This is a genomic window from Brevundimonas sp. 374, from assembly GCF_900102995.1.
In the GTDB taxonomy this organism is placed as follows: domain Bacteria; phylum Pseudomonadota; class Alphaproteobacteria; order Caulobacterales; family Caulobacteraceae; genus Brevundimonas; species Brevundimonas vesicularis_C.
In genome coordinates this window covers 1-25,716 of record NZ_FNKT01000004.1, presented here as the reverse complement: position 1 = coordinate 25,716, position 25,716 = coordinate 1, and the positions used below count along the sequence as shown (strand labels likewise).

Sequence of the window (25,716 nt, the reverse complement as noted above, 5' to 3'; positions counted from 1 at the left end):
CGATTCAGCGCCAGGCGGCCTAGGCCTCCAGCCGCGCCTTGACGGCCTCGGCGAAGCCGGCGCCGTTCGCAGGGTCGTGGTCCAGATAGAAGTCCGGTTCGATCAGTTCGGCCTCCATCAGCACCCATCGGCCGGCGTCGTCGCGGGCCATGTCGATGCGGGCATAGAGTAGTGGTTCGTCGATGGCGGCCAGCACCTGCTCAGCCAAGGCCATCGCCGCCGCATCCGGCGTCACGGCCGTATACAGGCCGCCGAACTGGACCTGGATGCGGAAGTCGCCGGCTGCCGGCCGTTTGTTGACCGCATGGCTGAACCGGCCGCCGAAGAACAGCAGCGAGGTCTCGCCCTCGGTCTCGATCGACTTCAGATAGGGCTGGATCATCGCCGCGCCTTCGGGCGCATCGCTCAACACCTCTCCGGGCGTCAGGCGCAGGGTGCGAAACGCCCCGGCCGACACCGTCGGTTTGACGATCAGCACCGGTGCGCCCGTCTCGGCGAAGGCGGCGTCCACCTGTTCCTGGGTCACGCGGTCGGTCCATCGCGTCGGCGGGATCGGCACGCCCCTGTCCGCCAGACGCGCCAGATAGGCCTTGTCAGAGTTCCAGCGCAGCACCTCGGCCGGATTAGCGATCGCCAGGCCGGCCGCGTTCCACATCACGCACGCCTTCAGCCAGCGCCCATGATCGCGGTGATAGCCCCAGGCGATGACCGGCAGGATCAGGTCATAGGCGGCAAGGCCCGACGCGTCCCCGACATGATCGGTCCAAGGCGTTGCCGTGACCGTCGCGCCCGTGCTCTCCAGCGTCGCCTTCAACCGTTCCAGCACCTCGGGCCAGCGCCCGACATAGGTCTTGTCGGCGGGATCGGGGGTCAGGACGGCGATCTGGGTCATGCAGTCCTCATACCGAAGCGACGCGGAGCATATAAGGGCTTCCTTATATGATTTCGGGTGACGTGTGGGCGTTGACCGGCTAAGGCGCGACCATGACCCAGAACACCGCCCAATATGATGTCTGCGCCGTCGGCAACGCCATCGTCGATGTCCTCAGCCCCTGCGACGCCGCCTTCCTGACGGCCCAGGACCTGGCGCCCAACTCCATGCAGTTGGTCGACGCCGAACGCAGCGCCGCCCTGTACGCCGCCATGGCGCCGGGCGTGGAGGCTTCGGGCGGGTCGGCCGGCAACACCGTGGCGGGCGTCGGTTCGTTCGGCGGTCGCGCGGCCTATATCGGCAAGGTCGCGGACGACACCCTCGGCCAGGTCTTCACCCACGACATCCGCGCCGCCGGCGTTCACTTCGACACGCCTGTCCTGACGGGCGGGGCGGATCAGGGCTTCGGCACCGGCCGCTGCCTGATCAACGTCCTGTCGGACGGCGCGCGCACCATGGCGACCTTCCTGGGGGCCGCGAACCAGTTGTATGCCGACGACATCGACGAGGCCCTGATCGGCGCCAGCGAGATCGTCTATCTGGAAGGCTATCTGTTCGATCCGGCGCCCGCCCGCGCCGCCTTCGAGCGCGCCGCCGCCGCCGCGCACAAGGCCGGTCGCAAGGTCGCTATCACCCTGTCGGACACCTTCGTCGTCGCCCGCTGGCGCGCCGAACTGCTCGACTTCATCATCCAGTCCGCCGACATCGTCCTGGCCAACGAAGCCGAGCTGGGCGCTCTATTCGAAACGGATGATTTCGACGCCGCCGCCGCGAAACTGGCCGCCATCGTGGAGATCGCCGCCGTCACGCGCGGCGAGCACGGCTCGGTCGTGATCAAGGGCGACGAGCGCGTCGTCGTCGCCGCCTATCCGGTCGCCAAGGTGATCGACACCACCGGCGCCGGCGACCAGTACGCCGCCGGCTTCCTGCTGGGCCTTGCGCGCGGCCTGACGCTGGAAGAGGCCGGCAAGCGGGGTTCGCTGGCGGCGTCCGAAGTCATCGCCCACTGGGGCCCGCGCCCGATGGTGAACCTGGTCGACCTGGCTAAGGAGAACGGGCTGAAGCTCTAACGATACAGTCTCCTCCCCGTCTTGATGGGGAGAAGACGTTCGTCTTCAGCTCTTCCACCTCAGCGTCGTCGGCTGGATCGGGTTCACAAAGGCTCGGTCCTCAGCGCGGCTCTTGGCCCATTCGCGCTTCAGCTGCTGATACCATTTGGCCTGCTTGTCGGCGTCGTCGACCCAGATCAGAGCAGGGTCGTAACGCAGGCCCTCGTTCTGCAGGTTCACCATGCCGCCGTCCTGTTTCAGGAAGGCGACGACCCCCATACGCAGGAAGGGCTTGGCCAGGCCAAACACCCAGTGGTCGGACCAGAAGATCTGCGTGATGCGCGTTTTGGTATCGGTGATCGGCGTCAGGCAGGTCAGGGCCAGGACCTGTTTCTCGCCGACCTGAATGTGCTCCCACCGGAAGCCCGGCAGGCGGAAGGTGATCTCGGTCGCGGGCGCGCCGCCCAGGATTTTGTAGAGGCGGCTGTTGGACGATGGGGCATGGCGCACCATGGCCCAGCCGAACGCGGTCGGGGCGAAGGCCTTGGACTTTTCGTGCATCGAATGTTCGGACCGCCACCACCATTGCTGGTGGACGTAGGGGCCGTGGGCGGGGTCCATCAGGCCGACGACGGCGTGGTCGATATGGCTGTCGAAATCCATCGCCTCGACCAGCTTGGCCTCGCCGCCGACGACGCCGGGGAAGATCGGCGGTTCGTGGTCCGGCTCCATCGGATTGCGGGCGTCCGACGCCATCCAGACGAAGACGATCCCTTGGCTCTCGCGCACCGGATAGGACCGCACGCGGATGCGGTTCGCCTCGAACGCCTGATCCTCGACCAGTGAAGGAATGGCGGCGCAGACGCCGTCGGGCCGGAAGCGCCAGCCGTGATATGGGCATTCGACCGTCTCGCCCTCGCCAGGCTTTTCGACCAGTTTCCCCGCCGACAGGGGCGCGGCGCGGTGGGGACAGATGTCGCGCATCGCATAGACCTGGCCCGCGCGGGTGCGGCCGACTAGGACCGGCTCGCCCATGATCTCGTAGCGTTTCAGGCTGGCGGGCACGACGTCGCGGCCCAAGGCGAGGAAATACCAGGCGTCGGTAACGAACCCCTTGCCGAACGGCTGCGCGCCGGCTTTTGAAGGGGCGGGTTCGACCTGGGGAGACTGGACGGGAGCGGCGTCGGCGGGCTTCATGCCGACTGTCTAACAGAGCCGCGCGGCGCCTGTCTCATGTCACCTGACAGAGAACTTTACATATCAAAGTCAGCGCGGCATAAGCGGGCGTCAAAGGGGAGTTTGATCATGACCATCGCATCCATTCTGAACCGCACCGTCGGCGCCGCAGTAGCCGCCGCCTTGATCGCTGTGGCGCCAGCGGCCTTCGCGCAGGACGGGCACGGCGCCCATGCCGAAGGCGGCCATGCCCACGGCCATCAGCATGCGGATTTCCAATCCGACCGCATCCATGTCCGCGTCGATGGCGACGCCGGCGGGCGCGACATCATCTTGATCCCCGGACTCAGCTCGTCGCCGGAGGTCTGGCAGGGCACGGTGGATCATCTGGGCGCCGGCTGGCGCATACACCGCATCCACGTCCAGGGCTTCGCCGGCGCGCCGGCCGAGGGCAATGCGCAAGGCTCGACCCCGTCGCCCGTCGCTGCGCCGGTGGCGGAAGAGATCGCCCGCTACATCCGTGAAAAGGGCCTGACCAAGCCGGTCGTGGTCGGCCATTCGATGGGCGGCACCATCGGCATGATGCTGGCCGCGCGTCATCCTGATGCGGTCGGCAAGCTGATGGTCGTAGACATGATCCCCTTCATGGGCGCGATGTTCGCCGCGCCCGGCGCCTCGGCCGAAAGCGTGACCCCGGTTGCGGACCAGATCTGGGCCGCCCAGGCCAACAGCCCGCGCGAGGCCTATGTCGCCCAGGCGACCGCCAGCATCAACGGCATGATCAACACCGAAAGCCGCCGCGCCGAGGCGTTGGAAGACATGCGCGAAAGCAACCAGAAGGTCTCGGCCGCCGCCTTCCGCGAACTGATCACGACAGACCTGCGTCCCGAACTGTCCAGGATCACCGCCCCGACCGAGGTGGTGTACGCCAAGTTCAACGATCCGCGCATGACGCCCCAGATCACCGACAGCATCTATCAGATGTCCTATGCCGGCCTGCCGGGCGTGACGCTGAAACGGATCGACGACAGCGCCCACTTCATCATGTTCGACCAGCCCCAGGCCTTCTACGCCGACCTGGACGCCTTCGTGGCGAAATAGGCGCCATGACCCACCCGTCCGCGAAACGGATCGTCGGCCTTTATCGGAATAAGGCCGACGACTGGGTGCGGGATCGGGGCGCGACCCTGTATTCCGGCGACGGAGGGGTGGACGAAGCGGTCTGGCTAGACCGCTTCGTTGCGGACTTGCCTGCAGGCGCATCTATTCTGGACGTCGGCTGCGGTTCGGGCTGGCCGATTGGGGCCGCCCTGCTGGAGCGGGGACATCCGGTGACGGGCATGGATGCGTCGCCGGGCCTGATCGCCCATGCTCAGGCGACGCTGTCGACAGGCGTGTGGTCGGTCGCGGATATGCGCGATGCGTTTCCGCCGGGTCCGTTCGACGGCGTTCTGGCCTGGCACAGTCTGTTTCATCTCAGCCCAGATGATCAGAGCAGGGTGCTGCCGGCGCTGGCCGCGTGCGTCGCCGAGGGCGGGCGGCTGATGTTCACCTCTGGTCAGGCGCACGGCGAGACCATCGGACAGTGGCGGGGCGAGCCGCTCTATCACGCCAGTCTGGACCCGGAGGCCTATCGCGCCCTGCTGGCCGACGCCGGATTGCGCGTGGAACACGATGGGGCGGAAACCGGCGTGTGGCTGGCCCGGCGCGCCTTTCTTTCGGCGAAATAGCTGCTCACGATCCCGTGAAGTCGGCGGGACCGTTTCGGTGGGCGTTCATACGCGATACACAGCCGATGAACGAGAACTCGCCCAAGGCGGCATCTGAAGGACGGACATGGCGGGACCGGTGAATGCGGGCGGACCACAGGCGCAGGGCAAGCCCCGCCGGTCGGCCCTGGGACGGTTGTTCTATTGGAGCGCCGTGCTGGCGGTCTGGGGGCTGATCTTCCTGGTCGTCTTCTTCGCCGTCTTCGCGCGCGGCCTGCCGGACACCTCCAGCCTGTATCAGGTCGATCGTCAGCCCTCGATCACCTATCTGGATCGCAATGGGGCGCTGATCGCGACGCGGGGTACCCAGATGGCGCCGCCCGCCGATCTAGACGCCCTGCCGGACTATGTGCCGGCCGCCTTCATCGCGATCGAGGACCGGCGCTTCTATCACCACCCCGGCTTCGACCCCATCGGCATGATGCGGGCGATGGCGACCAACGTCCGCGCCGGGCGGGTGGTGCAGGGCGGTTCGACCCTGACGCAGCAACTGGCCAAAAACCTGTTCCTGACGCCCGACCAGAACATGCGCCGCAAGGTGCAGGAGCTGATGCTGGCCGTCTGGCTGGAGATGAAATTCTCCAAGAAGGAGATCCTGGCCCTGTATCTGAACCGGGTCTATTTCGGCGCCGGCGCCTATGGGATCGAGGCGGCGTCGCAGCGCTATTTCGACAAGTCGGCCAAGAATCTGACGGTCGGAGAGGCCGCGCTGCTGGCCGGCCTGCTGAAGGCGCCCTCGCGCTATTCGCCGGTGTCCGAGAGCGACCGCGCCGCCGCCCGCGCCACCGTCGTGCTGAACGAGATGGAAGAGGCCGGCGTCATCACCGCCGCCCAGCGCGAACAGGCCGTGACCCAGCCGGTCATCGTCTCGCGGACGCTCGCGACCCAGCACGCCCAGTATTTCATCGACTGGCTGGACAAGTCGATCCGCAGCCTGGTCGGCGAACCGACCGAGGACATGGTGGTCGAGACCACCCTGGACCTGACGCTGCAGACGGCGGCCGAGCGGTCGGTGCGCCGCATCCTGGATCGTGACGCTGGCAAGGGCGTGCAGCAGGCGGCCCTGGTCGCCCTGGACGGCGACGGCCGGGTGCGGGCCATGATCGGCGGCTCCTCCTATGCCGACAGCCAGTTCAACCGCGCCGTCGACGCCAAGCGCCAGGCGGGTTCGGCCTTCAAACCCTTCGTCTATCTGGCGGCGGTCGAGGCCGGCTATACGCCCCAGACCCCGGTGGTCGATCAGCCGATCACCATCGGCAACTGGTCGCCCCGCAACTATTCCGGCACCTTCAGCGGAAACATGACCCTGGCCCAGGCCGTGGCCCAGTCGACCAATACGGTCGCGGCCTATGTCGCCGATCAGGTCGGGCGCGACAGCGTGGCCCGCGCCGCCAGACGCCTGGGCATCGAAAGCCGCATCGGTCTGGAGCCGGCGATGGCGCTGGGCGCGGTCGAGGTCTCGCCGATCGAGATGGCCACCGCCTATGACGCCTTCGCCAATGGCGGGCGCCGTGTCGACGCCTATGGTATCAGCCGCATCCGCACGCCCCAGGGCCGCGTCATCTATCAACGCCAGTCGGGCCAGAGCGGCCAGGCGATCAACAATCCGTCGCTGTACTACATGAACCAGATGTTGCGCGGCGTCGTGACCAGCGGCTCGGGCCGGTCGGCGGCGATCTCGGGCCGCGACCTGGCGGGCAAGACCGGCACGACCTCGGATTACAAGGACGCCTGGTTCGTCGGCTATACCGGCGGCTTCGTCACCGCCGTCTGGGTAGGCAAGGACGACAACACCGCGATGCGCGGCGTGACCGGCGGCTCGTCGCCCGCCGCCATCTGGAAAGGCTTCATGGAGGCGGCCTTGCCGCGCCTGGACGCCCCCGCCATCCCCAATGGTCCGCCCATGCCTGAAGGCTGGGTCGCGCCCGATCCGGTCGGTGACCTGATGAGCGGCCTGGATCAGAACGGCCTGCCCATCGAACCCGTCGACCCCCTGGCGGGCGAGCCCTATGTCCCGGACGACCAGGCGCCGATGCAGCCGCCGTCGCCGCAGCCGTCCAGTCCCGCGTCGCCCAAGGGCGGCTATCGCGATGCGCCGAACCCGCAGCAGCCGGAGGGCCGCCCGGCGCAGGAGCGAAAGGGTGACGCCCTGTTCTTCTGATCGCGACGCTAACAGCGCGTAAAAAGGGGAGGCGACCCGGCGGTCGCCTCCCTCTGCATTTCAGGCCTGGGTCAGCGGGGGCAGGACAGGTCGCCTTCCTGACATTGGCTGAGGGTCCGCAACTGGCGTGTCCGCTCTGTCGTCAGACGCGCGAGGCAGGTTGAATGCACCATGGGATAGGCGGAACCGCCCTGAACGCCGGAGGCTTCGAAGCGGCATTGCTGATCGCGGAAGCTGATCCAGGTGCGTTGGGCGGTGCGCAGCAGGGTGCGGCTTGCGGGCGACAGCCGTCCCATCGTCGTCGTGTACTGGCTGTTCAGCGCCCGATCGGCACGCTGCAGTTCCTGTGCGGCGTTGGCGTTCATTGTGGCCTGCGACTGGGCGCTGGCGGACGAGACGGCGGTGACGGCGAGGCCGAGCGCGATCGACAGGGTGATCATCGTTTTCATGGGGCGTTCCTGAGTGGACGGGCCATGCTGAAACGCGCCCGGCCGCCGGGGTTTCCGCCTACCGCCCGACTGCGTGAAGGGCGGCGCCGTAATCCTTCAGCCATTTGCGCCAAGGCTTGTGATCCCCGACCAGCCGTTCGACGACGGACCAATAGGCCGGGCTGTGGTCGGCGTGGACCAGATGGGCGACCTCGTGGGCGGCGAGGTAGTCGATGACCGGGGGCGGGGCCATGATGACGCGCCAGGAGTAGCGGATGGTGCGGTTGTGCGGGCTGCATGAGCCCCATCGCGACCGGGTGTCGGCGATCCCCATCTTGACCGGGCCCTGGCCTAGCGCGCGCAAGTGGTGGTCGGTGCGTTCCAGCAAGGTGTCTCGCGCCTCGCGCTTCAGCAGGTTTTCGACGCGGCGGGCGTAGGCCTCGCCCTCGCCGCCCGAGCGGATGATCGTCCCGTCCTCGACCAGACGCGCGGCGCCCGCGCCGGGCACGGCCTCTAGCCGCACAGGCCTGCCGCGCAGGGAAATGACCTGGCCCGGTTTCAGCGGGCGGCTCTTGGGGCGGACGGCCAAGCGTTCGCTGATCCAGACGGCCTTGGATCGGGCGAAGGCGACGGCCTGGCTCAGGCCGCGCTCGGTTGGGGCGATGACCACGGCCTCGCCGGCGCGCGCGTCGATCCGCACCGACAGACGTCGCGCACGTGGATTGACCGACAGTCTCAGGGTCGGGCCGGAACCTTCGCTCCCGCCAGCCCCGCTTTCGTCAAGCGGCAGCCGCTGACCGTTGCGATACGCCACCGGCGGCCTCGTTCTGGGCGATGAAATCGCGCACGCGGGGATAGATCTCGTCACGGAAGCGACGGCCGTTGAACACGCCGTAATGGCCGACGCCCGGCTGGACGTAGAGGACGCGGCGATCCTCGGGGATATTGGGGCACAGGCCGTGCGCGGCCTGGGTCTGGCCGACGCCCGAGATGTCGTCCTTCTCGCCCTCGACGGTCATCAGGCCGATGTCGGTGATCCTGGAGAGATCGACCTTGCGCCCGCGATGCTCCAACAGGCCCCGCGCCAGCAGATGCTGCTGGAAGACGATGTCGATGGTCTGGAGGTAGAATTCTTCCGTCAAGTCCAGCACCGACAGATATTCGTCGTAGAATTCTTCGTGCTTCTCGACCTCGTCGCCATCGCCGGCGATCAGGCTGGTGAAATAGTTCCAGTGGGCGTCGCGGTGGCGATCCTCGTTCATCGACATGAAGCTGTAGAGCTGGACGAAGCCCGGATAGACGCGCCGCCCGAAGCCCGCATAGGGCAGGGGCACCGTGTGGATCATGTTCGACTTGAACCAGGTGAAGGGCTTTTCCTCGGCCAACTGGTTCGTCACGGTCGGCGACAGGCGCGCGTCGATGGGCGAGCCCATAAAGGTCATCGACAGGGGACGGTTTTCGTCCTCGTCCTCGGCCATCACCGCGCCGGCGGCCAGAACGGGCGGGCCGGGCTGGCACACGCCGACGACGTGGGCGCGGCCGCCGATCTCGGCCAGCATCAGCCGGACGTGGTCGATGTAGTCGAAGAAATCGAACCGCCCCTCCAGCATCGGCACCTGGCGGGCGTTGACCCAGTCGGTGACATAGACGTCGTGGTCCTGAAGGAAAGCCTCGACCGTACCGCGCAGCAGGGTGGCGTAGTGGCCCGAAAGCGGGGCCACGATCAGGACGGCCGGGCCGGAAGCGGGCTTCTTGGCGCGCTTCAGGTCGCCGATGTTGCGGGCGAAGCGGACCAGGCGGCACCACGGGCTCTGCCAGATCACCTGTTCGGTGGTGCGCACCGGCTTGCCGCCGATGTCGATGGTTTCCAGCTTCCAGGCCGGCTTGCCGTAGCGCCGCGTCACGCTCTCGAACAGTTCTGCCGAGGCGTAGGCGGTGCGGCCGATGGCGGTGTCGGCCGCCGGGTTGAAAGGCGAGGTCCAAAAGCTGCGGGCCAGTTGCGCGCCGACCCGGAACGGCAGGGCCGACTGATAGGCGAGTTCATGAAAGGCGTAGAGCATGACGATCCGATACGGCCGAGCGCCGTTTGTGCAGGGCAACATATAATGCATCACCCTGCAAAAGGATTATGGCGTCGCTGCTAACCCCGTGCCATCGCCTGTTCGATGATCCTGGTCGTCTTGTCCGGTCCCATTCCATAGGCGACGGCCGTGCGGAACTTGCCGTCCGGGCCCATTAGATAGACGGTCAGGGAGTGGTTCATCGTATAGCCCTCGCCCTCGCCGACCTTCTGATAGAAGGCGCGGTAGGCCGTGGCGGCGGTCGCCACCTGTTCGGGCGTGCCCGTCAGGCCGATGGTCTCCTTGGGAAAGCCGTCGGACGACAGATAGTCCTTTAGCACCTGGGGCGTGTCGCGTTCGGGATCGACGCTGACGAAGACGATCTGCAGATTGTCCGCCTTGTCGCCCAGCCGCTGCTGCACCGCGCCCAGCTCGGCCAGGGTGGTCGGGCAGAACTCGGGGCAGTAGGTGAAGCCGAAGAAGACCAGGCTCCATTTGCCGTTCAGCATCGTCTGATCGACAGGGCGCCCATCCTGATTGACCAGTTTGAAGTCGCCGCCGACCAGGGGCTGGCCGGTCGACGTCACCTCGGCGCCGTCCGACGTGGGCGCACGACCGCTGACCACCACGACGGTGATAATGGCCAGCGCCACGGCGATGGCGATGCAGGCGCCCGCGAACAGCAGGATGGAACGACGCGGCATGACGGCCTCTCACGAAACGGATGTGATCGGTCTATAGAAGGCGTGTGACCTCGACAGAAGCCCGCATGGCGCCGCACGGCGCATCGTCTTCGGAGCCGTTGAACGGCTGGAGCGATGCGCCGCGTCGCGGTCGGGGGTTTTCGCTGCGGACCCTGATCGTGCTGCGCTGGCTGACCATCATCGGCCAGAGCGCGGCGATCCTGACGGCGCATCAGGGGCTGCATTTTCCGCTGCCGCTCTGGCCGTGCCTGATCGTCATCGCCATCAGCGCGGCGGTGAATGTGGGGGCCATGGCGCGGGTGCGCCGGCTGGAGGCCAGCCTGCCGGACGGGCGCACGACGGCGATCCACCTGGGCTTCGACATCTTCCAGCTGGGCGTGCTGCTGGGTCTGACCGGCGGGCTGGAGAACCCGTTCTGTCTGCTGCTGGTGGCGCCCGTCACCATCGCGGCGGCGGCCCTGCCGGCGCGTCAGGCCCTGATGCTGGGCGTGCTGGCCCTGATCGCGGTCGGGGTGCTGTTCTTCTGGTCCGAACCCCTGCCGTGGCGACCGCACGAGAACTTCCACCTGCCGACGCTTTATCGCCTCGGCATGGCCATGGCCCTGGTGACCGGCGTGGTCTTCACCGCCGGCTACGCCTGGCGGGTGGCGGCTGATGCGGAGAAGCTGGAACTGGCCCTGGCGACCACCCAGGACGTGCTGCAACGCGAACAGAGGCTGGCGGCGCTAGGCGGCCTGGCGGCGGCGGCGGCGCATGAGCTTGGCACGCCGCTGGCGACCATTCAGGTGGTGGCGAAGGAGCTTCAACGCGCCTCGGCCCCCGACAGCGACGCGGCCGAGGACGCGGCCCTGATCCTGCAACAGGCCGAACGGTGCCGGGGCATACTGACCCAGCTGTCGCAACAGCCCGAGGGCGACGACGCCCTGTATGCCGACGTCTCGCTGAAGGCCCTGCTGGAAGAGGTGGTGGAGCCGCACCGGGGCTTCGACCTGGCCTTTGATGTGCTGGTCAAGACGCCGCCGGGTCAGCCCGCGCCGCGCGTGCGCCGGATGCCCGAGGTGATCCACGGCCTGTCCACCCTGGTCGAGAACGCCGCCGATTTCGCCAAAACGACGGTGCGGGTCCAGGCGGTGGTGGACGCCGGCTGGATCGAGATCGAGATTCTGGACGATGGGCCGGGCTTCGCTGGCGACATCCTGCCCCGGCTGGGCGAGCCCTATGTGACCAGTCGGCCGCAGGGCAAGGCGCGCCAGGCCTTGGCCGCCCAGATCGCCGCCGCCGCCCGCCCGTCCAAGCCCCGCACAACGGTCGAGCCGCCCATCGCCCCTAGTCAGGGCGGCATGGGGCTGGGCTTCTTCATCGCCCGCACCCTGCTGGAGCGGACCGGCGGGTCGGTCAGCGTGGGCCAGGGCCTGCCGCAATCGGAGGCCAAGGCGGCGCCCCGCGGCGCGCGCGTGGCGGTGCGCTGGGCGCGGCCGGCGCTGGAGGTCGCGGCATGAGGCGATTGGGTCGAAGCGTCGCAGGCGGAACCTTGGCCTTGACCCGCGCGCTACCCGTCCCGACTTGAAGCGGCAGGAGAGAAACGCATGTCAGAACTCGAAGCCCGCATCGCCGCCCTGCCCGACAAGTCCCTGCTGCTGCTGGATGACGACCAGGCCCTGCGCACCCGGATGGGGCGGGCGCTGGAGGCGCGCGGCTTTCAGGTGACGACCGCTGAATCCGTCGCCGAGGCGATGCAGCTGTTGCGCGACAAGGCGCCCGCCTTCGCCGTGCTGGACATGCGGCTTGAGGACGGCAACGGCCTGAAGATCGTCGAAGCGGTGCGCGAAAAGCGCGAGGACGCCCGCATCGTCATGGTGACCGGCTACGGCGCCATCGCCACGGCGGTCGCGGCGGTCAAGGCCGGCGCCGTCGACTATCTGTCCAAGCCCGCCGACGCCGACGACGTGGTCAAGGCCCTGCTCGCCACCGGCGATTCGCCCGAACCGCCTGAAAATCCCATGAGCGCCGACCGCGTCCGCTGGGAGCATATCCAGCGCGTCTATGAGCTGTGCGACCACAATGTCTCCGAGACGGCGCGCCGCCTGGGCATGCATCGCCGCACTCTGCAACGCATCCTGGCCAAGCGCGCGCCGCGGTAGACCTTAAGCTTGCGCGATAGAAACGCGCACCGTCTCGGAATTTTGACAATTCTCATCCAGGCGGACAGTCACATCGCGCCCTTTGATTGATTGCGTCCATACCGACGCACCTTTTGTCATTACGCCATCGTAGCACATTGTGACGTCATGATTTGATGTCCAGGTCACCTTTGAGGTCGAGAGGTGGGAGAGTTCGGCGACGGGAAAATCGTCGTGGTCTGCGGTCAAACTGACTTCATTGATCACGAAGCCAGCTGCGCCTCCAAAATTCCGAAGAGTGACGGTCATGGCTAATGTGCCGTCAGGGCTGGGCGTTGAGTAGCTCTTGGTGTGTTCCCCGGCATCCCCGCAAGCGAGTAAAGCCGAACTCGCCGCAACGATTATCAGCGTCTCTGGCCTAATCCTCATCGTCGTCCTCGACCACGTCGGGGATTTCTGGGGTGACCACGGTCGGGGCGATGGTCTTGATCTCGCCCAGCTTGGCGCCGGGGAAGGCCTGGAGCACCGCCTGGACGAAGGGGTTGGCCTCAACCTCGGCCCGTTCGGCGGCGCGCGCCTTTTTCTGGATCTCGATGACCGTCTCGGCCCCGCCCTGGCCGTTGGCGGCGATCAGCCAGGTGCGGCCGGTCCATTCGCGCAGGCGGGCCGACAGCTTGCGCGCCAGTTCGATGGGCGCGCCCTGGACGCTTTCATAGACGATGGCGCCGGGCTTGAACGAGACCGGCTTCACATACCGCTCCACATCCATCTGAAGTCCGACCTCGCGCTTCTCGCCGATCAGGGCGACGACCTGTTCGAAGGTCTGCGGATCGGGCAGGGCAGGCGCCATGACCGGCCGCGCGGCCAGCTGCGCCGAAGTTCCGCCGCCGCTTCCACCACCGCCACCGCCACCACGCGGGGCGGAGCCGCCCCCCATCGGTTCACCGGACTGCAGCCGCTTCAGCGCCTCCTCCGGTCCCGGCAGGTCGGCGGCGTAGGCCAGGCGCACGATGGCCATTTCCACCGCATCGGCCGGATTGGGCGCGCGCCGCACCTCGTCCAGCGCCTTCAGCAGCATCTGCCAGGTGCGCGACAGGGTCGCCGCCGGAATGGCCGCGCCCAAGGCCGCCAGCTTCTGCGCCTGATCATTGGGCAGTCGGGTCGCGTTCGGACCCAGCATCTTGGCGACCGAGGCGGCGTGGCAATGTTCCAACAGGTCGTTGGTCACCTGCACCGGATCGGCGCCGAAGCCATAAAGAGTGCGGAAACTCTCCAGCGCCTCGGGCGTGCGGCCGGCCATGACGCTTTCGAACAGGGCGATGGTCTGGGTCCGGTCGGCCAGGCCCAGCATGTCGCGCACGGTCTCGGTCTTGACCGTCTCGCCCCGCTCGGCCTGGACCAGGGCCTGGTCCAGCAGCGACAGGCCGTCGCGCACCGACCCCTCGGCCGCGCGCGAGATCAGAGCCAGGGCGTCGGTCTCGATCTTCATGCCTTCTCGGTCGGCGATCCGGCCCAGATGCTCGACCAGGATTTCCGGCTCGACCCGACGCAGGTCGAAGCGCTGGCAGCGGCTCAGGATCGTCACCGGCACCTTGCGGATCTCGGTGGTTGCGAAGATAAATTTGGCGTGGGGCGGCGGCTCTTCCAGCGTCTTCAGCAGGGCGTTGAACGCCTGCGTCGACAGCATGTGGACCTCGTCCAGCACATAGACCTTGTAGCGCGCCTCGACGGGCGCATAGCGGACGCTTTCCAGAATGTCGCGGATGTCGTTGACGCCGGTGTGCGACGCCGCGTCCATCTCCATCACGTCCATATGCTGGCCGGCCATGATGGCGGCGTCGTGCCGGCCGTGGGCGGTCAGGGTCAGCGACGGCTTGTCGATGACGTCGGTTTCGTTGTTCAGGGCGCGGGCCAGAAGACGGGCGGTCGTCGTCTTGCCGACGCCGCGCACGCCCGTCAGCATGAAGGCGTGGGCGATCCGGCCCGTGGCGAAGGCGTTGGTCAGGGTGCGCACCATCGCCTCCTGCCCGATCAGGTCCTCGAAGGTGCGCGGCCGATATTTGCGCGCCAGCACCTGATAGGCGGCGCCGTCATCGACGTGAGCCGCGAGTTCGGCAGGGGCGGGCTTGGCGACGGGGGCGGCGGCTGGCGCAGCGACCGGCTCGGGCGCTGCAGCGGGCGCGCCGAACATGTCGTCGGTGTTTTCGTCGCGCGGGGCGACGTCGTCCTCTTCCCAGGGCGGGCCGTCGAGATTCGTGTCGCTGTCCGTCATGGAAAGACGTCTTACAGCGGCTGAGGGGCGGGAAGAAGCGATTCTCACCGAGTCGCCTCCCTGCTTTGCGGGGAGTGGCGCGGCGCGTCGTCGCGTCGTGACGGAGGGGTTTTTACCGCATTCCGGCGTCTGTGGGATTCCAAGAGCCCCTCCACCGCTTCGCGGTCCCCCTCCCCACAGGTGGGGAGGAGACGTGACGCACCAACGCGCTCAAGCAGCGCGCCGCCGTGCGGCGAGCGGTAGCGCAAAAAAGAGGAAGTAGAGACCGCGACCCGAAGGGGAATTCGTTGTGGCTGCTGCCTTCCGGCCCTGACCAAATTGGCGAAACCTTCGCCCGCGATCTCCAAGCGGAGATATGACGGGTGCGGCGGTTGGAATCAAGAGCTACAAACCCGCATGGCCCATCAGAACACCTTCGCCGGCAATCCGCTCGATCGGGCCGGGGACCTGAGGAATGATCCCGACTGGCTGGCCGAGCAGGCCGCCAAACCCTACGCCCAGGCCCTGGTGCTCTGGGAAGGACGGCCGCTGATCGAGGAGACGGGCGAGGGGCCGAGGCTGGCGTGGCTGCAGATGCGTCATGCGCGCACCCTCGTGCGGGATCGCGAGGCGTTTCTGGGCCTGTGGAACGACGAGCCCGTCTTCGCCATCGAGTTCGAAGGCTCCATCGATCCGACCGAAGGGCCGCTGGCCGGGCTGGGCGCCTTTCAGGAGATGCGTGCGGCGGCGGCGATCCTGCCGGCGGCGGATGCGGCCATGGCCGGCGGGGCCAAGAGCCTGTTCGACTGGCGCCGCAAACACGGCTTTTGCGCCAACTGCGGCACGCTGAGCGAGACGGCGTCGGGCGGCTGGAAGCGGATTTGCCCGGCCTGCGGGACCGAACATTTCCCACGCGTCGATCCGGTCACCATCATGCTGCCGGTCTATAAAGGCGGGGCCGAGCCCATCTGCCTGCTTGGCCGGCAGGCGGCTTGGCCTGCCGGACGAATGTCGGCCCTGGCCGGGTTCCTGGAACCCGGCGAATCCATCGAGGAGGCCTGCGCCCGGGAGGTGAAGGAAGAGGCCGGCCTGACCGTGATCGCCACAGCCTATCACTCCAGCCAGCCCTGGCCCTTCCCGTCGCAACTGATGATCGGCCTAATCGCAGAGGTGTCGGACGATCAGGCGCAACCGGACCAGACCGAGCTGGAAGCCGTCGCCTGGCTGACGCGGGCCGAGGCGCGCGCCGTGCTGGCGGGCGAGCACGCCAGCGTTCAGGCCCCGCCGCCCTTCGCCATCGCCCACAGCCTGATCCAGGCCTGGGTCGAGGAGGCCTGACGACTGCCTCACCCTTCCCGCAACGGAGAGGCAGGGCATTCAATGACTTTCCATCGTAACCCAGAGAAAGAATCGGCGTCGTTTCAGGGGTTTACGGCTTCGCATCGACCGTTCGCCATACAGGGTCCCGGCCCGGCCTATGATGCCGACGGGTCTTTGACATCGTCGCGCGACCAGCGTCGCAGACGAAACTGCACAGGTGCTATTCGGCGCAAACTATTCCTGAATGAAAACAGTTCTATCCGCCGAAATTGCACGCCATTGCACCGTTTTCGCCGGGTGCAATTCCGGCGTCAGACCAGCGCCCGCGCCGCCTCCAGGTCCGCCGGATTGTCGACGGACAGGGGGGCTTCGTCGATGACGGCGGCCCAGATCTGCAGGCCCATCTCCAGGGCGCGCAGCTGTTCCAGCTTCTCGCGTTTTTCCAGCGGCGACGGCGGTGCGGCGCAGAAGCGGTTCAGCGCCTCGCGGCGATAGCCATAGACGCCGATATGGCGCCAGACGGGGGCGTCGCCGTACAGGGTCGAGCGCGTGAAATAGAGGGCGCGCGCCTGGCGTTCGCCTTCGCCCAGGGCCAGCACCGCCTTGACCACGTCGGGATTGGTCCGGTCCGACCCGTCGGCCTCGGCGGCGACCAGGGTGGCGATGTCGCAGGTCGGCTCGCCGTGCAGAATGGCGGCGCAGGCGACGGCCAGACCGGGGCTGGCGAAGGGCATGTCGCCCTGAACGTTGATGACGGCGTCGAAATCGCCCTCGGGGTCGATGGCGTCCACGGCGGCGCGAATGCGGTCCGAGCCCGACGGAAGGGCCGGGTCGGTCAGGACGGCGCGGCCGCCTGCGGCTTCCACCGCCTCGACGATCTCGGGATCGCCGGCGGCGACCACGACCGGCAGGCCCGAGGCCTCGGCCTGGCGATAGGCGCGTACGATCATCGGCGTGTCGCCGATCAGGGCCAACGGCTTGTTCGGCAGACGGGTCGCGGCCATGCGAGCCGGTATCATTATCAACGGATTCATCGACTTCCCTGACGCCTGTCTGGCCCGTCGCGCGTTGGGCCGGTTGCGAAGGCGGCGCTACCGTGCCAGAGACGCCAAAGCAAGATTATGTCCGGGGCGTGTTTTCGAGGGGCCCGGCCGGCAGAGGGAAACGACCAGGCGTATGAGCGGCGATCTTAAGTGGAACAAGATTTTCGGCGCGGCTCTGGGGACGGCGTTCGTCATCCTGGTCGTCCAGCAGGCCTCGGGCCTCGTCTATCATTCGGAAGCCCCCGAAAAGATGGGCTATTTCGTCGATGCGCCCGAAGAGGCCGCCGGCGGTGAAGCCGCCGAACTGGCGCCCGACTGGGGCACGGTGCTGCCGACCGCCGATCTGGCTGCCGGCGAGGCCGCCTTTGCACGTTGCCAGGCCTGCCATGACGCGCACCAGGGCGGCGCCGACAAGATCGGTCCGAACCTGTGGGGCGTGGTCGGCGGACCGGTCATGCACCGTCCGGGCTTCGCCTATTCCGACGCCATGGCCAAGCACAAGGCCGAGGCGCCGACCTGGGGCTATGACCAGATCAACAGCTTCATCACGGCCCCGGCCAAATATGTGCCCGGCACCAAGATGTCCTTCGCCGGCATCCGCGACACCCAGACGCGCATTAATCTGATCGCCTGGCTGCGCACGCAGGGCTCGGGCGGCTTCGCCATCCCGGCGCCGGATCCCACCCGTCAGCCTGGCGCGGCTGCGCCGGCCGCCGGCGCGCCTGCGACGGGCGAGGCTCCGGTGACCGAAGGCGCCGCCGCGACCGAAGCGACCGGAACCACCCCGTCCGCCGGCGCGCCCGCCGCGTCTCAGGCGACCCCGGCGGCCCCGCCCGCCGCGACGGCGTCTGCGCCGCCCAACACCTGATCGTTCCGGCGATGAACGACAAAAGGGCGGCCCGACGGGCCGCCCTTCTTCGTTTCGGGCTGAGCGCTCGGCTCAGAGGATCTGCGCGGCCTCGTCGAACGACAGGCGCGGCGAGCGCGCAAACAGGTTCTCGTCCGAGCCATAGCCGAGGTTGAGGATATAGTTCGGCTCGACATTGCTGTCGGGGAAGAACTCGGCCTTCACGCCGGCGGCGTCGAAACCGGACATCGGCCCGACATCCAAGCCCAGGGCGCGGGCGGCGATGGTCAGATAGCCGCCCTGCAGCGAGGCGTTGCGGAAGGCGGTCTCGCGCCGGCCGGCCTCGTCTGTGAACCAGGCCTTGGCGCCCGGCGCGTGGGGGAACAGGGCGTCGAGATGGTCGTGGAAGTCCATGTCTTGACCGACGATCACCGTCACCGGGGCCTGCTGCGTCTTGTCGCGATTGCCTTCGCTCATCAGCGGGATCAGGCGGGCCTTGGCCTCGGGTGAGGTGATGAAGACGAAGCGGGCGGGCGATCCGTTGACCGCCGTGGGCCCGAACTTGGTCAGGTCATACAGCTTGCGCAGCAGTTCCGGCGCGACGGGGCGGTCGGTCCAGCCGTTGCGCGTGCGCGCCTCGGTGAACAGTTGCGACAGGGCGGCGTCCGAAATCGGGACGTCGCGTTCATGAGTAGCGTCATAGGCCATGAGATGCGTTCCTGACTTAAATAGCAACGATTACGGGTGCTAATTAGGGTGTTTTGCAACAGCCGCAAGCGCCAATCCCAAAAGACAGGGTTTCGATATCACGCACCGAGCACAACCCCTCTGTCGCCCGGGCTTTGTTCGCCCTATCTAGAGGGCATGAAAGATCTGACCCAACTGATGCAGCAGGCCCAGGCGATGCAGCAAAAGCTGCAGGACGCCCAGGCCAGGATGGCCGAAACGATCGCTGAGGGTTCTTCCGGCGGCGGCCTCGTGTCGGTGTCCCTCAAGGGCCCTGGCGAGATTACGGCCATCAAGATCGACGACAGTCTGCTGAGCCCGGGCGAGGGCGAGATCCTGGCCGATCTGATCGTCGCCGCCCATGCCGACGCCAAGCGCAAGCTGGATGAGCAGAACAACGCCCTGATGCGCGAGGCCGCAGGCCCCATGGCCGGGATGAACATTCCCGGAATGCCGAAACTGTTCTGATGGCCGCCTCCGCCGGGCCGGAGATCGAACGGCTGATCTCCCTTCTCGCCAAACTGCCGGGTCTGGGCCCGCGCTCGGCGCGGCGTGCGGCGCTGGCTCTATTGAAGCGGCGCGAGCAGTTGCTAGTCCCGTTGGCGGCGTCGCTGGCCGAGACGGCGGAAAAGGTCGTGTCGTGCTCGGTTTGCGGCGCGCCAGATACGCGCGACCCCTGCGCCATCTGTTCGGACGGATCGCGTGACAATGGCCTGATCTGCGTGGTCGAGGAGGCCGGCGCCCTGTGGGCGATGGAGCGATCCGGCGCCTTTCGCGGAAAATATCATGTGCTGGGCGGACTGCTGTCCGCTCTGGACGGCGTCGGACCCGAGCATCTGCGGGTCACCGAACTGGTTGGGCGCGTCAGGGGCGGGGGCGTGCGCGAGGTCGTGCTGGCCCTGCCGGCCACGGTCGATGGCCAGACGACCGCCCACTATGTCGCTGAGCGGATCGCCGGGCCGGATGTGGAGATCACCTCGCTGGCGCGCGGTGTGCCGGTCGGCGGCGAACTGGACTGGCTGGACGACGGCACCATCGTCCAGGCCCTTCGCGCCCGCCGCCCGGCCTGACAGAGTTAGTTCGAAGGAACCGTCGGGGCGTTGACGTTCGGCGCTTCGCCAGTCGGTGTGGCGACGGCGCGGCCCGTCGAATCCGTTGGCGCGTCGGCGGCGGGCGGCGTCTGGCTGTCGCCCGCGAAAGCCTGGGTCTCGGCGGCGGCGGCTTGCGGCCCCGTCTCAGCGTTCTTGGCGTTGAAAGCGCCGTTGGTCACGAACCACAGTCCCAACAGCAGCACCGCAGCGGCGAGGGTCGAAACCGCCAGGATGACGGCGATGCGCGGGTTCTTACGGCCGCTGCGCACCAGTTCGGCGTCGACCGGCCGGCCGTCGTGCACCGCATCGGCGGCGGTGTCGTGTCGGTGGGGCTTTTCCGGGGTCATGGGCGGGTCCTTCGTGCAAATGGCTGAGACACCAACGTCATCGCAACGGCGACGTTCCGGACAAGCGGCGCCGGAAGGGCCCCGCTTCTCATCGAAGGCGACTCCCGTTAGGAACGGAGCATGAACATGCTTGTGCCGATCCTCGCTGTCCTGGCCGCCGCCTTCGGGGGTGGTTTTCTATGGGCCTATATGGGCTGGCAAAGGACGAGCGGCGCGCTTGCGGCGGCCGAGGCCCGCATCGATCTGGTCGAGGAAAGCCGTGTGACCATGGGCGAACTGCTCAAGGCCCAGGCGGCGCAGTCGGCCCAGGTCGTGGCGGATCAGATGGTCAGTCGCGCGACCGAGACCTTCCGCGCCCAGGACCAGCTGGCGCGCGAGCGGATGGCCGCCCAGCTGAAACCCGTCGCCGACACCCTGACCAAATTCCAGGAGCATGTCGCCGCGCTTGAGAAGACGCGCTCCGAGGAGACCGGGGGACTGCGTGAACAGCTGGCCCAGCTGATGACGGCCTCGTCCGCCACGCGCGACGAGGCGCGCAAGCTGACCGAGGCCCTGCGCGGCAATACGGGCCGTCGCGGCCGCTGGGGCGAGCAGACCTGTCGCAACGTTCTGGAGGCCGCCGGCATGGCGGGGCGGTTCGACTTCACCGAACAGACCTCCAGCGCCGACGACGAGGGCCGCCAGAACCGACCCGACTTTATTGTCCGCCTGCCCGGCGGCGGCATGTTCGTGATCGACGCCAAGGTCCCGCTGGCCTTCGACGACGGCGAGGGCGATGAGGAGGCGCGCGCCCGCTCGGTCGGCCTGCGCACCGCCGCCAGCCTGAAGACCCATGTCCGCCAACTGTCGTCCAAGGCCTATCAGGACCAGTTCAAGCCCAGCCCCGATTTCGTCGTCCTGTTCGTGCCCGGCGATGCGTTCCTGGTCACGGCTCTGGACCATGAACCGGACCTGATGACCCAGGCGATGGCCTCGCGCGTCGTCATCGTCACCCCTTCGACTCTGTTCGCCCTGTGCAAGGCCGTCGCCTATGGCTGGCGCGCGGAAGAGCAGGCGGCCAATGCCGACAAGGTCGCCGCCCTGGGCCGCGAACTCTACAAGCGGCTATCGGTCATGGGCGGCCATGCCTCAGCCGTCGGACGGGCTCTGGATACGGCCGTCGGCAAGTACAATCAGTTCGTCGGCTCGCTCGAGAGCCAGGTCATGGTCTCCGCGCGCCGGTTCGAGGATCTGCAGGTCGATCACGAGGGCAAGGCCTTGCCGGATCTGACGCCGGTCGAAACCGCGCCCCGCGCCATCGCCCGTCCCGAACTGATCGCCGCCGCCAAGGTCGAATAAAAAGTCTCGGTGTGGAAAGGGCGCTTGACAGCGCCCGAGCGGGAATGTCAATGTAGCTTGTCAATAGGACAAGGGGTGTTGACTGATGCGCAAGTGGCGGCCGGTAATCAAGGCGACGGTGATCACGTTCGGCGGCGGCCTGCTGTTCGCCTTCCTCGGCGGCATCGCGGTCGGCTACGCCTCCAGTTCGGGATGGATCGCGCCCGAGATGGGCGAACTGATCGTGACCGCTGTCTTCGCCGCCGCCATCATGGCCGGCGCCCTGTGGATCGGGGCCGAATGGATGCGCGTGATCGACGAGGCCGCGAAGGAGGCGCACAAGGCGGCCTGGTACTGGGGCGGCACGGCGGGCATGTGCGTCAGCGGCGTCGGCCTGATCCTGTCCTCGGCCGGGCCGTGGCGCGACATCATCGCGCGTGAGATCGGCTCGGGCGGTGCGCCCATCGACTATGTGTCCGCCGGCGCCGCCTTGATGATCGCTCCCATGCTGATCGGCTACACCGTCGTCTGGGTTTGGTGGTGGCTGGCGCGGATGCGGGGCTGAGCCATGAACAATCGTCTCAAGGTCCTGCGCGCCGAGCGCGACTGGAGCCAGGCGCAGCTGGCCGAACATCTGGGCGTGTCGCGCCAGACCGTGAACGCGCTGGAGACCGGCCGTTACGACCCCTCCCTGCCGCTGGCCTTCAAGATCGCCGGCGTCTTCGGCCAACCCATCGAATCCATCTTCTCGGACGATCAGGAGCCGACGAAATGAAGCCCTCCACCCTCTCTCCCGCATCCTGGCCGCGCTGGGTTCGCGCCTTTGTTTTCGGCGCCGTCTTCGGGGTGATCGGTTACGGCGTCGGCGCTTGGCTGGCCAGGACCGCACCGGGCGGATTCGGGCCGAGCGACATGGACTTGCGTTGGTCGGATGGCCTGGCGATGCTGGTCGGTCTGGCCCTGGTCGCGGGATCGCTGTGGGCGCTGCATGTCAGCCTGAACGCCGACCGCCTCGGCCGGATGTATAATCTGGACGGTCCCGCCTCGCCGGATGAGACGGCTCTGGCCCGGTTTCAGGCGCTGGTCATGGGCTTTTCCGGCGTCATCCTGACCCTGCCGGTCGTCTTCAGCCTGGCGGGCGTAAATCCTGTGCTCGGCCTAGGCGCCATCGGCCTTCTGCTGGTGCTTCACGCGGTGATGAATGTGCGCGTCTATCGCCAGGCCGACGAGCTGTTGCGTCGGGCGGTGATCGAGGCGGCGGCCGTCACCTTGTTCGCGGGTCAGCTGGTCCTGTTCCTTTGGGCCGCCGCCGAACGTCTGGGCGCTGCACCCGCCATCACGGCGTGGGACATCTACGTCGTCCTGATGGCGCTCTATCTGGGCTGCTCCGTGTGGATCAGCCTGCGTCGCGGCCTGGCCTGATCCGTCCTTTTTCTCCTTCCCTTTGAATAACAACGAGACCTCTCATGACCTTCACCGATCGCCTTCTGTCGTCCGTTTCCAGCCTGGCGCGCGGCGCCGTGGGCGTCGCCGGCGGCCTGGCCCTGTTCGTCGCCATCGCGGGCGTTCCAGCCGACGCCTTGGCCCAGACCGCCGCGCCGGCCGCCCCTGCGCCGATCCAGGGCGAAGGTCCCGCCCTGTGGGTGGTCAAGGATGCGGACTCGACGCTGTATCTGTTCGGCTCGGTCCACGTGCTGCGCCCCACGACCGGCTGGGCCAGCCCCCGCGTCGAGGCCGCCTTCGACAGCGCCTCGGACATCTGGTTCGAGATCAGCAATCCGGATGACCAGGCCGCCATCATGCCGCTGATCCAGCAGCACGGTCTGTCGCCCGAGACGCCCCTGTCCAGCCGCCTGACGCCGGAAGAAAACGCCGAACTGGATGCGGCCGCCCAGGCCATGGGCGCCTCCGCCGCCCAGCTTCAGCCGATGAAACCCTGGCTGGCGGCGCTCAGCCTGTCGGTCGCGCCGCTGATCAAGGCCGGCTACGATCCCAAGTCCGGCGTCGAACTGGTGCTGAAGGCGCGCGCCGAGGCGGCGGGCAAGCCGATCCACGGCTTTGAGACCATCGACAAGCAGGTCGGCATCCTGGCCGGCCTGCCCGATGACGTGCAGCTGGTCTTCCTGCGCGAGACGCTGAAGGACTACGAGAACGCCGCCACAAAACTGGATGAAATGGTCGAGGCCTGGGCCCGGGGCGACGTCGCAACGCTGGACCGCGTCACGATCACGGAAATGAAGGAGGCCTCGCCGGCGCTGTATCAGGCCGTTCTGGTCGATCGGAATACCGACTGGGCCAACCAGATCCAGACCCTGCTCGAAGGCTCCGGCACCGCCTTCATCGCCGTCGGCGCCGCCCACCTGACCGGCGACGACAGCGTCCAGGCCATCCTGCAAAAGCGCGGGGTCACCGTCGAAGCGGCGCAATAACCTCTGCCTTGAGCGCGGCCGCTGCGGCGGCTAAGACAATCAACGCCGGAGCGCGCTGACGCCGCTTCGGCGTTTTTCTGTGCGGGTGTAGTTCAGAGGTAGAACGTCAGCTTCCCAAGCTGAATGTCAGGGGTTCGATTCCCCTCACCCGCTCCAGTCCCGATCCTTGACGCGTTGCCGCGTGGGCCACGAAGCGGCGCCATCGCCCGCGGCCACTCTATTTGGTGTGCCATTGTGACACAGTGCGCTAGCAGTGGTTGTCCCACGATAGGACGCTAGGGACGCGCGTGATCATCGCCGAAACACCCTGCTTGGCATCGTCGCCCGAGCCGCGCTGAACACGATGACGAAGTTCGCCGAACGCCACGCGCTTGCGGCGGCCTGACGCACAACGCCGTTCAGCAAACGCATTGCATACCGCTGCTCTTAGGCGTAAAGCGGCCACCGTTAACTGATTGTTAACCAAAGCCTGCCCGTCGCCGAACGTCTCGATTCGGAGTGGCACGGCTTTTGGAAGGGGTGGGGCGAACCGTCGGGGTGACGGGCCGTCCTGGGGACGGAAACGGGATTGGGGCAATGCAAAATTCGTCAAGGCCGTTGCGTGCGTCGGTCCGTCGCTTAAGCGTCGCCGTTGCGCTGATCGTCACCGCCATTGCGTCGCCTGCGCTGGCGAAGCCTGTCACCGACAACCTCGGCGTGGGCAAGACGCTGAATGTCACCGTCACCGGCCGCATCGTCCCGCGCTGCGAGATCCAGGGCGGGGGCGACATCGACTTCGGCGAGCTGACGGGGGGCGAGCGCGCCACCGCGCTCTTCGGTCTGAACTGCAACGTGCCATTCGATCTGGGCGTGACCTCGGCGCGGGGTGGTCTGGCCCACGTCAGCAAGCCGCAGGGCGAAGGACCCTTCGCGGGCGTGCTGCCCTATGATGTCACCTTGACCGTTCCGACGCTTCGGCCCGAACCGCGCACGTTGCAGGCTAGCTTTAGCAGCGCCGACCATATGGGAATGCTGAGCAGCGGGGACGGCATCGCCGCCGGCGGCGGCAAGATCGAGTTCCGCACGAGGCAACCGGCCGGAGCAGGTCTTCTGGCAGGTCAATATACTGAAACCCTGACGGTGACGGTAACGCCTCGCGTCTGAACGATTAAGTTCAAGTTAATAGCACATACGGAATAGACTCGGCGCTTGCTTCAAGAAGAAGCAGGCGAATTTGTGCTTTTCTTGAGCAAAACGAAGATTTCGCGCGCCACGCGAATACACTGAAAATCGTAGCTAACGGCGTTTTTTATTGTTGACCGTTTGTTAATGGAAGATTAACTGGACGAGATCGGACGGGGAGGGACTGCCGCCTCGATCGACTATTTTTCGCGAAATCATTCGCTTGGAGAGACTGAAATGAAGAAGTTCGCTTCCCTGATGGCCGGCGCCGCCGCGCTGGCTCTGACCGCCGCTCCCGCCATGGCCGGCACCGTCTACCAGGGCTCCGTTACGGGCACCGTTCAGATTACGCCCCCGATCTCGACGCCGTTCGGCACCATTCCTGGCGTTTCATTCACGGGCACCAGCAACAACACGACCATCGTGGGTATCGCCGATGCGCTGAACCCTAGCGTCAACAGCAATGTGTCGCTGATCACCATCTCGGGCAGCTCGGCTGCGAACAATGGCACGGCGTCGAACAACGACGGCGCGACCTTCACCCTGAAGGGCGCTGTGTCGACGGACTGCGCCTACTATACCGGCAACGCCTCGACCACGATCGACTTCGGCACCATCGGCATCTACGCCTCGGACGACACCGGTCCGGCCAATGCCTTTGACATGACCGCTCCGGCCAACGTCACCATCGACACCAACCTGGCCGGCTGCAACACCTCGAACACCGTCACCGTGTCCAAGAACGACATCCGCGGCCTGGTGAACAACTCGGGCGCCGGTTACGAC

At 67.1% G+C, this 25,716-nt stretch carries 28 protein-coding genes, 1 tRNA gene and 1 other RNA gene; 18 read left to right on the top strand and 12 right to left on the bottom strand.

From position 1 onward, the window contains the following. Nucleotides 1-19: 19 nt before the first annotated feature. A complete protein-coding gene (locus BLR19_RS11420) occupies nucleotides 20-892 on the bottom strand; it encodes an ATP-grasp domain-containing protein (protein WP_091751052.1) in 873 nt (290 codons plus the stop codon). Between the two features lie 92 nt (nucleotides 893-984). On the opposite strand from BLR19_RS11420, the gene BLR19_RS11415 reads away from it, so the two are divergent. Next, a complete protein-coding gene (locus tag BLR19_RS11415; RefSeq protein ID WP_091751049.1) occupies nucleotides 985-2,001 on the top strand; it encodes an adenosine kinase in 1,017 nt (338 codons plus the stop codon). 45 nt (nucleotides 2,002-2,046) lie between these two features. On the opposite strand, the gene BLR19_RS11410 is transcribed toward BLR19_RS11415, so the two are convergent. Further along, on the bottom strand, nucleotides 2,047-3,177 hold the full coding sequence (locus tag BLR19_RS11410) for an aromatic ring-hydroxylating oxygenase subunit alpha (protein ID WP_091751047.1): 1,131 nt from the start codon (nucleotides 3,175-3,177) through the stop codon (nucleotides 2,047-2,049). Between the two features lie 108 nt (nucleotides 3,178-3,285). Between BLR19_RS11410 and BLR19_RS11405 the strand changes: the two genes are divergently transcribed. The 3 genes from BLR19_RS11405 (at nucleotide 3,286) to BLR19_RS11395 (ending at nucleotide 7,086) form a co-directional block, all read left to right on the top strand. Continuing rightward, complete coding sequence (locus tag BLR19_RS11405; protein ID WP_091751043.1) at nucleotides 3,286-4,257, top strand: alpha/beta fold hydrolase; 972 nt, start codon at nucleotides 3,286-3,288, stop codon at nucleotides 4,255-4,257. A 5-nt stretch (nucleotides 4,258-4,262) separates the two neighbouring features. Beyond that, nucleotides 4,263-4,886, top strand: a complete 624-nt coding sequence (locus tag BLR19_RS11400; protein WP_091751040.1) for a class I SAM-dependent methyltransferase — start codon at nucleotides 4,263-4,265, stop codon at nucleotides 4,884-4,886. Nucleotides 4,887-4,992: 106 nt separating this feature from the next. Further along, a complete protein-coding gene (locus BLR19_RS11395) occupies nucleotides 4,993-7,086 on the top strand; it encodes a transglycosylase domain-containing protein (RefSeq protein ID WP_091751037.1) in 2,094 nt (697 codons plus the stop codon). A 71-nt stretch (nucleotides 7,087-7,157) separates the two neighbouring features. Here BLR19_RS11395 and BLR19_RS11390 read toward each other — a convergent pair whose 3' ends face one another. The 4 genes from BLR19_RS11390 to BLR19_RS11375 form a co-directional block, all read right to left on the bottom strand. Next, entirely contained in the window at nucleotides 7,158-7,535 is a 378-nt protein-coding gene (locus BLR19_RS11390) for a lysozyme inhibitor LprI family protein (protein ID WP_091751034.1), read from the bottom strand. Between the two features lie 58 nt (nucleotides 7,536-7,593). Continuing rightward, complete coding sequence (locus tag BLR19_RS11385; RefSeq protein WP_091751031.1) at nucleotides 7,594-8,328, bottom strand: M48 family metallopeptidase; 735 nt, start codon at nucleotides 8,326-8,328, stop codon at nucleotides 7,594-7,596. Further along, complete coding sequence (locus BLR19_RS11380) at nucleotides 8,294-9,574, bottom strand: polyhydroxyalkanoate depolymerase (RefSeq protein WP_055808966.1); 1,281 nt, start codon at nucleotides 9,572-9,574, stop codon at nucleotides 8,294-8,296. The genes BLR19_RS11385 and BLR19_RS11380 overlap by 35 nt, the downstream gene beginning before the upstream one ends. 80 nt (nucleotides 9,575-9,654) lie before the next feature. Then, nucleotides 9,655-10,278, bottom strand: a complete 624-nt coding sequence (locus BLR19_RS11375; RefSeq protein ID WP_091751028.1) for an SCO family protein — start codon at nucleotides 10,276-10,278, stop codon at nucleotides 9,655-9,657. A gap of 44 nt (nucleotides 10,279-10,322) precedes the next feature. Here BLR19_RS11375 and BLR19_RS11370 point away from each other — a divergent pair, with 44 nt between their 5' ends. Continuing rightward, entirely contained in the window at nucleotides 10,323-11,777 is a 1,455-nt protein-coding gene (locus BLR19_RS11370) for an ActS/PrrB/RegB family redox-sensitive histidine kinase (protein ID WP_255366615.1), read from the top strand. A gap of 87 nt (nucleotides 11,778-11,864) precedes the next feature. Continuing rightward, nucleotides 11,865-12,419: an ActR/PrrA/RegA family redox response regulator transcription factor gene (locus tag BLR19_RS11365; RefSeq protein WP_055754444.1), complete on the top strand. Its 555-nt coding sequence runs from the start codon at nucleotides 11,865-11,867 to the stop codon at nucleotides 12,417-12,419. A gap of 3 nt (nucleotides 12,420-12,422) precedes the next feature. Here the strand turns inward: BLR19_RS11365 and BLR19_RS14700 are convergent, their stop codons facing one another. The 3 genes from BLR19_RS14700 to ffs form a co-directional block, all read right to left on the bottom strand. After that, nucleotides 12,423-12,707: a hypothetical protein gene (locus tag BLR19_RS14700; protein WP_143007372.1), complete on the bottom strand. Its 285-nt coding sequence runs from the start codon at nucleotides 12,705-12,707 to the stop codon at nucleotides 12,423-12,425. Nucleotides 12,708-12,816: 109 nt separating this feature from the next. Continuing rightward, nucleotides 12,817-14,670 carry a DNA polymerase III subunit gamma/tau gene (locus BLR19_RS11360; protein WP_091751025.1) on the bottom strand — a complete coding sequence of 618 codons (1,854 nt, stop codon included), beginning with the start codon at nucleotides 14,668-14,670 and terminating at the stop codon, nucleotides 12,817-12,819. A 253-nt stretch (nucleotides 14,671-14,923) separates the two neighbouring features. After that, an RNA gene (gene ffs, locus BLR19_RS11355) (signal recognition particle sRNA small type) lies at nucleotides 14,924-15,019 on the bottom strand. A gap of 47 nt (nucleotides 15,020-15,066) precedes the next feature. Here ffs and nudC point away from each other — a divergent pair. After that, nucleotides 15,067-15,987: an NAD(+) diphosphatase gene (gene nudC / locus BLR19_RS11350; RefSeq protein ID WP_091751022.1), complete on the top strand. Its 921-nt coding sequence runs from the start codon at nucleotides 15,067-15,069 to the stop codon at nucleotides 15,985-15,987. A gap of 293 nt (nucleotides 15,988-16,280) precedes the next feature. On the opposite strand, the gene BLR19_RS11345 is transcribed toward nudC, so the two are convergent. Further along, entirely contained in the window at nucleotides 16,281-17,003 is a 723-nt protein-coding gene (locus tag BLR19_RS11345; RefSeq protein WP_091751019.1) for a 3-deoxy-manno-octulosonate cytidylyltransferase, read from the bottom strand. A gap of 142 nt (nucleotides 17,004-17,145) precedes the next feature. Between BLR19_RS11345 and BLR19_RS11340 the strand changes: the two genes are divergently transcribed. Further along, entirely contained in the window at nucleotides 17,146-17,880 is a 735-nt protein-coding gene (locus tag BLR19_RS11340) for a c-type cytochrome (protein WP_091751016.1), read from the top strand. 72 nt (nucleotides 17,881-17,952) lie between these two features. On the opposite strand, the gene BLR19_RS11335 is transcribed toward BLR19_RS11340, so the two are convergent. Next, nucleotides 17,953-18,567: a malonic semialdehyde reductase gene (locus BLR19_RS11335; protein ID WP_091751013.1), complete on the bottom strand. Its 615-nt coding sequence runs from the start codon at nucleotides 18,565-18,567 to the stop codon at nucleotides 17,953-17,955. 156 nt (nucleotides 18,568-18,723) lie between these two features. Between BLR19_RS11335 and BLR19_RS11330 the strand changes: the two genes are divergently transcribed. After that, nucleotides 18,724-19,053 carry a YbaB/EbfC family nucleoid-associated protein gene (locus BLR19_RS11330; RefSeq protein WP_045809572.1) on the top strand — a complete coding sequence of 110 codons (330 nt, stop codon included), beginning with the start codon at nucleotides 18,724-18,726 and terminating at the stop codon, nucleotides 19,051-19,053. Then, complete coding sequence (recR, locus tag BLR19_RS11325) at nucleotides 19,053-19,655, top strand: recombination mediator RecR (protein ID WP_091751010.1); 603 nt, start codon at nucleotides 19,053-19,055, stop codon at nucleotides 19,653-19,655. The genes BLR19_RS11330 and recR overlap by 1 nt, the downstream gene beginning before the upstream one ends. A 5-nt stretch (nucleotides 19,656-19,660) precedes the next feature. Here recR and BLR19_RS11320 read toward each other — a convergent pair whose 3' ends face one another. After that, the gene (locus BLR19_RS11320; RefSeq protein ID WP_091751007.1) at nucleotides 19,661-20,023 is read right to left on the bottom strand and encodes a hypothetical protein; all 363 of its coding nucleotides are present in this window, start codon (nucleotides 20,021-20,023) and stop codon (nucleotides 19,661-19,663) included. A gap of 120 nt (nucleotides 20,024-20,143) precedes the next feature. On the opposite strand from BLR19_RS11320, the gene BLR19_RS11315 reads away from it, so the two are divergent. From BLR19_RS11315 to BLR19_RS11280, 8 genes are all read left to right on the top strand, one after another. Next, the gene (locus BLR19_RS11315; protein WP_091751004.1) at nucleotides 20,144-21,361 is read left to right on the top strand and encodes a DNA recombination protein RmuC; all 1,218 of its coding nucleotides are present in this window, start codon (nucleotides 20,144-20,146) and stop codon (nucleotides 21,359-21,361) included. An 85-nt stretch (nucleotides 21,362-21,446) separates the two neighbouring features. After that, the gene (locus BLR19_RS11310) at nucleotides 21,447-21,905 is read left to right on the top strand and encodes a hypothetical protein (RefSeq protein ID WP_091751001.1); all 459 of its coding nucleotides are present in this window, start codon (nucleotides 21,447-21,449) and stop codon (nucleotides 21,903-21,905) included. A 3-nt stretch (nucleotides 21,906-21,908) separates the two neighbouring features. Beyond that, complete coding sequence (locus tag BLR19_RS11305; RefSeq protein ID WP_091750998.1) at nucleotides 21,909-22,115, top strand: helix-turn-helix transcriptional regulator; 207 nt, start codon at nucleotides 21,909-21,911, stop codon at nucleotides 22,113-22,115. Continuing rightward, the gene (locus BLR19_RS11300; RefSeq protein WP_091750995.1) at nucleotides 22,112-22,762 is read left to right on the top strand and encodes a hypothetical protein; all 651 of its coding nucleotides are present in this window, start codon (nucleotides 22,112-22,114) and stop codon (nucleotides 22,760-22,762) included. Before BLR19_RS11305 ends, BLR19_RS11300 begins: the two co-directional genes overlap by 4 nt. A 44-nt stretch (nucleotides 22,763-22,806) precedes the next feature. Continuing rightward, nucleotides 22,807-23,769 carry a TraB/GumN family protein gene (locus BLR19_RS11295; RefSeq protein WP_091750992.1) on the top strand — a complete coding sequence of 321 codons (963 nt, stop codon included), beginning with the start codon at nucleotides 22,807-22,809 and terminating at the stop codon, nucleotides 23,767-23,769. An 81-nt stretch (nucleotides 23,770-23,850) separates the two neighbouring features. After that, nucleotides 23,851-23,925 (top strand) — tRNA-Gly (locus tag BLR19_RS11290). Between the two features lie 420 nt (nucleotides 23,926-24,345). Next, nucleotides 24,346-24,912 carry a hypothetical protein gene (locus BLR19_RS11285; RefSeq protein WP_143007371.1) on the top strand — a complete coding sequence of 189 codons (567 nt, stop codon included), beginning with the start codon at nucleotides 24,346-24,348 and terminating at the stop codon, nucleotides 24,910-24,912. Nucleotides 24,913-25,167: 255 nt separating this feature from the next. Continuing rightward, on the top strand, nucleotides 25,168-25,716 hold a 549-nt coding region (locus BLR19_RS11280; protein WP_091750986.1), incomplete at its 3' end, for a hypothetical protein.